This is a genomic window from uncultured Acetatifactor sp., from assembly GCF_948601915.1.
Lineage (GTDB): Bacteria > Bacillota > Clostridia > Lachnospirales > Lachnospiraceae > Acetatifactor.
In genome coordinates, this window is the sequence record NZ_CAPDXS010000215.1 from 1 (window position 1) to 6,204 (window position 6,204).

Here is a 6,204-nt window from a genome sequence, read left to right on the forward strand (position 1 = left end):
CAAATTTATCCTCCGGAAGATACTCCCGCATCACCTGCTTCAGCTGGGGGATATCCATGCAGAACTGCAGGGAGGGATAGAGCTTCACCTTGCTGTCCTCCTTTGTGTCGTTTTCATCCCAGGCCAGAAGGCTGAACCGCTTGAACAGCTTGAACGCCGCCCGGAACTCCGTGGGCGCCGGTTCTATCCCGTACACCTTACACTTATCGATCACGTCGCCCACTGTCACATAGATTTCCTCCGAAAAGCCCACCTTCTCCAGATAGAGCAGCCACAGCGCCAGAAGCATCTGCACCTGTTTTCCGTCGAAGACCACCAGATTGCTGCGCTTGATCCCCACCGTATCCAGATCCGCCTCGTTCTGCACCAGCATGGCCACCTTCAGCTTGTCCTCCACCACCACGTCATACCCTATCTTGCGCAGGAACGCAGAGACGTCATAGCAGTTGGACTCCACCGAAAGATACTGGTACAGCCTTTCGTCCCTGTCCTCTATGATAAAAGTGGCGTCCAGCAGCTTCCGGATGCATCTCTTAAACAGAAGCTCTTCCTCGTCCTTCATGTTCTCCAGAAAGTCAAATTCTCCCATATGATACCTCTATCGTCTCCTGATCTTCAGATTGGTCATCCTGGCAATGTCCGTCTCCACATAGCCGTCCATCAATTCCACCGTGTAAGGAAATTCCTCGATGCCGGAATACATCACAGCCGCGGCATAGAGCATGGCTTCCTCCCTGTCCGCCACCCTCTGCTCCCGGAGCTCCAGCTCCTTCCTCCCGGCCATCCTCCCGTCCAGGAAATGCCTGGCGCCGTCTATAGAAAAACGGTTTTTCGTACCGGACATCACCGCCTGGGTCAGCAGCTCCTTCTCCTCCCGGGAAATGTCCCAGAGCGGAAGGCCGATCTCCCCGCGATCCCGCTCCCTGGGCTTCCGTCTCTCATAAGACTTCCTGCCGATGTACTTTTGGGAAGAGACCCTCATGCAGCCTGCCGCCCGCTCCAGCGCCTGCTGCCTTTCCTCCTGTCCCATCCCTTTCAGGGCGCTGAGAAACCCGTCCAGAAGGGACTCCATCTCCACGCCGTTTCCCATCACCAGCATCATCCGGATGTTGGCCAGACGATAATAGGTATTGATCCTGGCGTCGATCAGCTCCATGTTCTCCTGGTATTCCACGCTGAGGAAATAGGAGAGCCTCGCCAGGACGGCCTGCACCTTCTCTCTGGCCTGTGCGCCCTCTATCTGGTGCACGGCGGCGCATTCCGCGGCCATTTTTTCAAATATCCGCCCCTCTTCTATGACGCGGAGCTTGTTCCGGATGAAGGAAAGCTGGCTTGGGATCAGACCGTTATTTTTCAGGAAGAAATAATCGTTGAAAAATTTGTCCAGCAGTTCGTCCTTCATCAAAAACTTTCCCACGCTGTTGGCGTCCTGGAGCTCCATCACCATCCGCATGATATTGGCGATGCTGTCTTTTAAGTCCAGCAGCTCGTTCTTCAATTCCTCCACATGGTCTGACAGGGGGTTCAGGATCGTGGAATAAGGCCGCTCCGCCCGGGCGGAATCCTCCTCAAAGCTTGCCTTCAGGATCTCGTACATGGAAAAAATGTGATTGGAAAGCGTCCCCTGGCTTCCCTTCTCACACATTTTCCGGAAAAATTCCATGATCCTCCGGCAGCTCATAGACACATTGGCCACATTTTCCCCGTTCCGCCCGATCTCCCGGGGGGTGACCCAGCCGCATTCCCGCAGATAGGCCATGATGGCAGAGGCGCTTCTGTCCGGCGCCTGTTGCTCCTGTCCTTCCCCCTGCTCATCCTGAAACACATATTTGCTGTTCCTCAGGTAGAGCGCCACGCAGTTCCTGGCGTCGGAATCGTACAGCACAGGGACTTCCCTGGACTTCTCGATCAGGGAAAGGATGCATTCATAATAGATCCTCCGGTTCTGGCTGCTCAGAGGATGGAAGAATTTCTCGTTGTCTACCAGTTCAAATATATCCATGTGGGTTCTTTTCCTTAGTTAGTAGTTTCTAATTTCTATGCACCTTATGTCTCGGATCCAACCGGATGACCTTATAATACCCGGCCTCAATGACCACATGTATCCTAAATACTTCCGTCACCTCATAATGATACACCTGCATTCCCCTGTAAGTGTCATCCGTATCCGGTTTGCGCGCAAATGCCCTGTCCACCTGGGTTACCGTCATCTGCGATATCTTGTTTAAAAAAGCCTGAAATTGTCTTACATTTTCCGGGGTCAGCTCCTTAAATGTATACCCGTTCTCCAAAGGGTACTTGAAACATAATTCAAAAGGTACCTCCCGGTTTTGTTTTTGTGTTAATTTCGCCATATCAATCGCCGCAGTGGATAGACTTATAATAGGATGCCATGGTGTGGGGAGAAATCACAACCGTACATCTTTCAGCCGGTTCATATCCCCTCCTTGCCTCCATCCAGGGCAATTCCCGATGTGACAGGGCTTCCAGGGCATTTCCCGTACTGTCGCCATAAGTTTCCCATACATCTTCCAATAACCGTATATCCTCAGGGTCAAAATGAGCCTTATTCCCACTTTTCATGCAGATGGTATCGTATCCAAATGCCTTGAACCGCTCCCACAGCGCAGGTGAAACCGGCCCATGTACCCATGCCTGGTAATCCGTATCCTCCAGGCGATACCCCTTCAATGCATATGCCCAGGCCTGGGCATAATAACAGAGTTTCTGAAGCTTTTTATGGGTCATATCGCTTTTGGATAAAAACCAGTTTGCCACATCGAAGATGGAATACTTCCCCGTCTCCTCCACTTCCATATCCTCTGTTTCCTCAGGGTCAATCAAAACATACCTTTCTGTATTCGTTGGAATCGCTGATGTCATGTAGGAATGATATGCATCATATGGCCATGGAGACATGGTGTTAAGTCTGATATCCTGAACCACGCTCATATATTACTTCCTCCTCTCCATTCCTCACCGAGACCTGGCCTCCCTCCGAGGCATGGTCATGCCTCCATCCCTCATAGCTTATGCTGTTCTGTATCGCCGTCTGGCCGTCCGGCATTTTCCCTCTCACCACGACCCCTTCTGTGGAAAAGTAATCCGCGCCCCCGACCACGCTCTCCAGTATGCACCTGCGGACAGCATAAGCGCCATTTACTTCCGTAATCAAAAACGGCTTGCCGAACAGCAACTCTTCATTTATGTCGTCATATATTCTCTTTATCAGTTCATATTGAAAAGCAGTGGGATTGACAATCTGAAGCCCTAACTCGTTCTTGGCTTCCCGCCTGTTGATGGTATAATCATGGCTCCCCGATTCACTGCATAAAAAGTCAATAATCTTCTTGATCTTTTCCGGCTCAGTGACCTGGTTCTGAAGCAGCTTTTCCGCCATCATCTGAATCTGGGCTTTTGAGCGATATACCTCGCCCAGCACAAGCGGATGCACAAAATCCGTCAGCTTTTCGAAGATGCTTGCCAGCGATGCCTCATCCTGAATTCCCAACTCATTTTTAGCGAACTCCAGATAGCCCTTTACAGCCTCCACGCTTACCGGAAAAATCCCTCCCTCAGGCCTTCTGGGATTCAAAGCGGTATACAGGCTTGGATCGATCGGCCCCAGCGTAGCCTGCTTGGTCATCACAATTTCATTCGCTCCCAAACTGATAATCGTACCCGCGCTGTGCGCCTTGTGGGGTATTATGACTTGAAGAAAATCCCCATACATCCTGAGCAGATTTACGATATTCCTTGCGGTTGAAGTATCCCCGCCCCGGGTATATAAAAAAAGCGAAATCCTCCCGCATGGCTTTATTTTATCTAAATGATCGATAAAATAATCAATTACATCGGGAGAGATCTGAGCGGCCATGTTCGGCCTGTCGCTTGTCACATAAACGAGAATCTTGCTGTGAAACTCTTTTTCAAGTTCTCTATAAAGTGCAACCCTGTCCCTATACATCCAATCCTATCCCCTCTTTTCCACACCTTCTCTGTCCCATGCCCTATTTATACTGCTTAACGATTTCACTTGCCGTGAAACCAGACTGCATAACGCTGACTGATTCAATCGCATGATTACATTAGGCAGCATTCAGCGTTATGCAGTATATGGACAGCGGCATCCACAGAAACCCCCGCCTTTCATCCATGGTGGTGCTGTCTGTGGCAGGAGGGTTTCTGAAAGCCTTCGCCGGATGCGCCAGACCACATATCACGCGGCTTTCCGGAACTCCTTTGAAACGGTTCCCCCACTTTTCCAGGTGCCGTCCTGCCCCAATGCCCGATTCTGCTTCCTGAAATTCCGAGAACCTATCTTTCTCTATGTTATGCGGTCACCAACCTTCATTCCCTCTTTCCATGTGCTTCCTGTGGATATTTTAGCATGCCCCCACAAATACCGCAATCGTTTTTTACAGCCGCTATTCCACAAAAGCCCGGGGAGGAGTATATCCCGAACCTGACAGACACCCCGGGACATATGGACTTCAACTATGAAGTCAGCCGCTCCCCGGCAGCCTGCGACGTTGCCATATTGGTGGACGCGGTGCAGGGCATCAAGACCCAGACCCTGGCCAATGTATACCTGCCCCTGAACCATGACCTGGACGTGATTCCCTCCGCAATGCCAGAAAAAGGCAATCCACCTTACAACAGATGAAACAACCGCATCAAACCCCAGACCCTGACCAATGTATAACTAATCCTGAATCATGACCTGGACGTGATTCCCTCCGCGACGCCCGAAAAAAACAATCCACCTCACAGCAGATGTAACAACCGCATCAAGTCCCAGACCATGGCCAATGTATACCTAATTCTGAATCATGACCTGGACATTATCCCCTCCGCAATGCCAGAAAAAGACAATCCGCCTCACAACAGATGAAACAACCGCAAAGTCGTATCCGGCCCCACGCTCCCCACCTGCCTGGCAACTTCCCCTCCCACAAACGAATTCCCCGAAACCCGCACGGCAAACAGCCTCTCCCCGAACATCGGCACAGCCCGCTCATTCACCACGCAGCAGGCCGCGTAAACCCCAGAATCCCACACCTCCTTCAACGTCCTCCCGGTATTGATCACCGAATCCACCAAAATCACATGCCTCGTCCCAGGCCGCATGAACTTCTCATGCTTCGGATCATACAGCCCGAACCTGCACCCCATAGCCAGATACATCCCCTCCGCGAAAAATATCCCCCCGCGCAGCACCGCCACAACCGTAGTCTCCTCCGGCTCAAACTGCCCGCTCTGCCCTATCTGCGCCCCCAGAAGCCTTCCCAGCTCCCTGTGCGCTTCCACCAGCCTGGGACCTGAAATGCCCGAGTCGGATTTCGTGATGGCAATCAGTCTCTCAACCTCTTCGTCCCTCTTCAATTCATACATAAATCAACCCCTCCATATCCTTTCCCCTGAGACTCCCGCTCACCGAGCCGTCCGGCCTTCTCACAAGATACCCGCAGTCCGCCTGCCGCAGCATATAGTAATCATTCATGCTGTCCCCGTAGGCTATGACCCTCTTCCCCGCCCTCTGCAGCATCTTCGCGATGAAGAACTTGGTCTCCGCGGCCATCTCCCTCCCGCCATAGAACGGAATCTGCAGCTCTCCCGCGATGAAGCGCCATATCCGCTCATGCCCGGATGTCAGCAGGAAAGCGTCGCCCGCAATGCCATCCAAGATCCTTTCATTCAGCCGGACAGGCATCTCCTTCAATTCCGGAACCGGATACCCCTCAAATTCCCTGTTCTGCTTCCACACCTGATATCCGGTGTAAAACTCCCCGTCAAAGACATGGGTTCTGTAGCCAAAGACCGCCTTGCTGCTGTCCTCCACGGCCAGCGTCCTGTCCCCGTCCAGCAATGTGACCGTATCCGTTCTGCTCCTCCCAAGAATCTCCTCCACACACCTTGCCGCAAAGGACACGCAGCTATAGCCCTCCCCAATCTCCCGGATGAATCCGATCACATCCGATATGTCCCCGAAAACATCCTCCGGCGGATTGTCAAGGACATAGAAATCCTTATCATGCTCATGGCAATACTGCCGCAGGCCGGCAATCTCCCTGTCCTGCCATGCCCCTATATCGTACTGCAGATAGTTCCGGTTCTTCCCGGAACCCTCCATCCGCGCCCGCAGCACAGCAGGCGACAGATACAGGTACAGGAAAATGTCATACAACTCCCCGTCCTCCTCTG

7 protein-coding genes and 1 pseudogene are annotated in these 6,204 nt (G+C 52.2%); 1 reads left to right on the forward strand and 7 read right to left on the reverse strand.

Annotated elements, in window-relative coordinates; all coding sequences use genetic code 11:
* The 5 genes from Q2B33_RS22790 to Q2B33_RS22810 all read right to left on the reverse strand — a co-directional run.
* The coding region (locus Q2B33_RS22790) for a DUF4194 domain-containing protein (RefSeq protein ID WP_300914276.1) at nucleotides 1-589 on the reverse strand (589 nt) is incomplete at its 3' end.
* A 9-nt stretch (nucleotides 590-598) separates the two neighbouring features.
* Entirely contained in the window at nucleotides 599-2,002 is a 1,404-nt protein-coding gene (locus Q2B33_RS22795; protein WP_300784155.1) for a Wadjet anti-phage system protein JetA family protein, read from the reverse strand.
* Between the two features lie 28 nt (nucleotides 2,003-2,030).
* A complete protein-coding gene (locus tag Q2B33_RS24750; RefSeq protein ID WP_300917980.1) occupies nucleotides 2,031-2,354 on the reverse strand; it encodes an MAG6450 family protein in 324 nt (107 codons plus the stop codon).
* Nucleotide 2,355: 1 nt separating this feature from the next.
* Nucleotides 2,356-2,817, reverse strand: coding sequence for a Panacea domain-containing protein (locus Q2B33_RS22805; protein ID WP_300784151.1), 462 nt, complete (start codon nucleotides 2,815-2,817; stop codon nucleotides 2,356-2,358).
* A 106-nt stretch (nucleotides 2,818-2,923) separates the two neighbouring features.
* Nucleotides 2,924-3,967, reverse strand: coding sequence for a serine protease (locus Q2B33_RS22810; RefSeq protein ID WP_300784149.1), 1,044 nt, complete (start codon nucleotides 3,965-3,967; stop codon nucleotides 2,924-2,926).
* A gap of 471 nt (nucleotides 3,968-4,438) precedes the next feature.
* Here Q2B33_RS22810 and Q2B33_RS22815 point away from each other — a divergent pair.
* Nucleotides 4,439-4,618, forward strand: a pseudogene (locus Q2B33_RS22815) (GTP-binding protein); the annotation flags it as partial.
* A 263-nt stretch (nucleotides 4,619-4,881) separates the two neighbouring features.
* Here Q2B33_RS22815 and Q2B33_RS22820 read toward each other — a convergent pair.
* Nucleotides 4,882-5,394 (reverse strand): phosphoribosyltransferase, encoded by a 513-nt coding sequence (locus Q2B33_RS22820; protein WP_300785577.1) that lies wholly within the window; start codon nucleotides 5,392-5,394, stop codon nucleotides 4,882-4,884.
* Nucleotides 5,387-6,204 (reverse strand): HAD family hydrolase (locus Q2B33_RS22825; protein WP_300889096.1); only part of this gene is annotated, 818 nt, incomplete at its 5' end. The genes Q2B33_RS22820 and Q2B33_RS22825, both read right to left, overlap by 8 nt.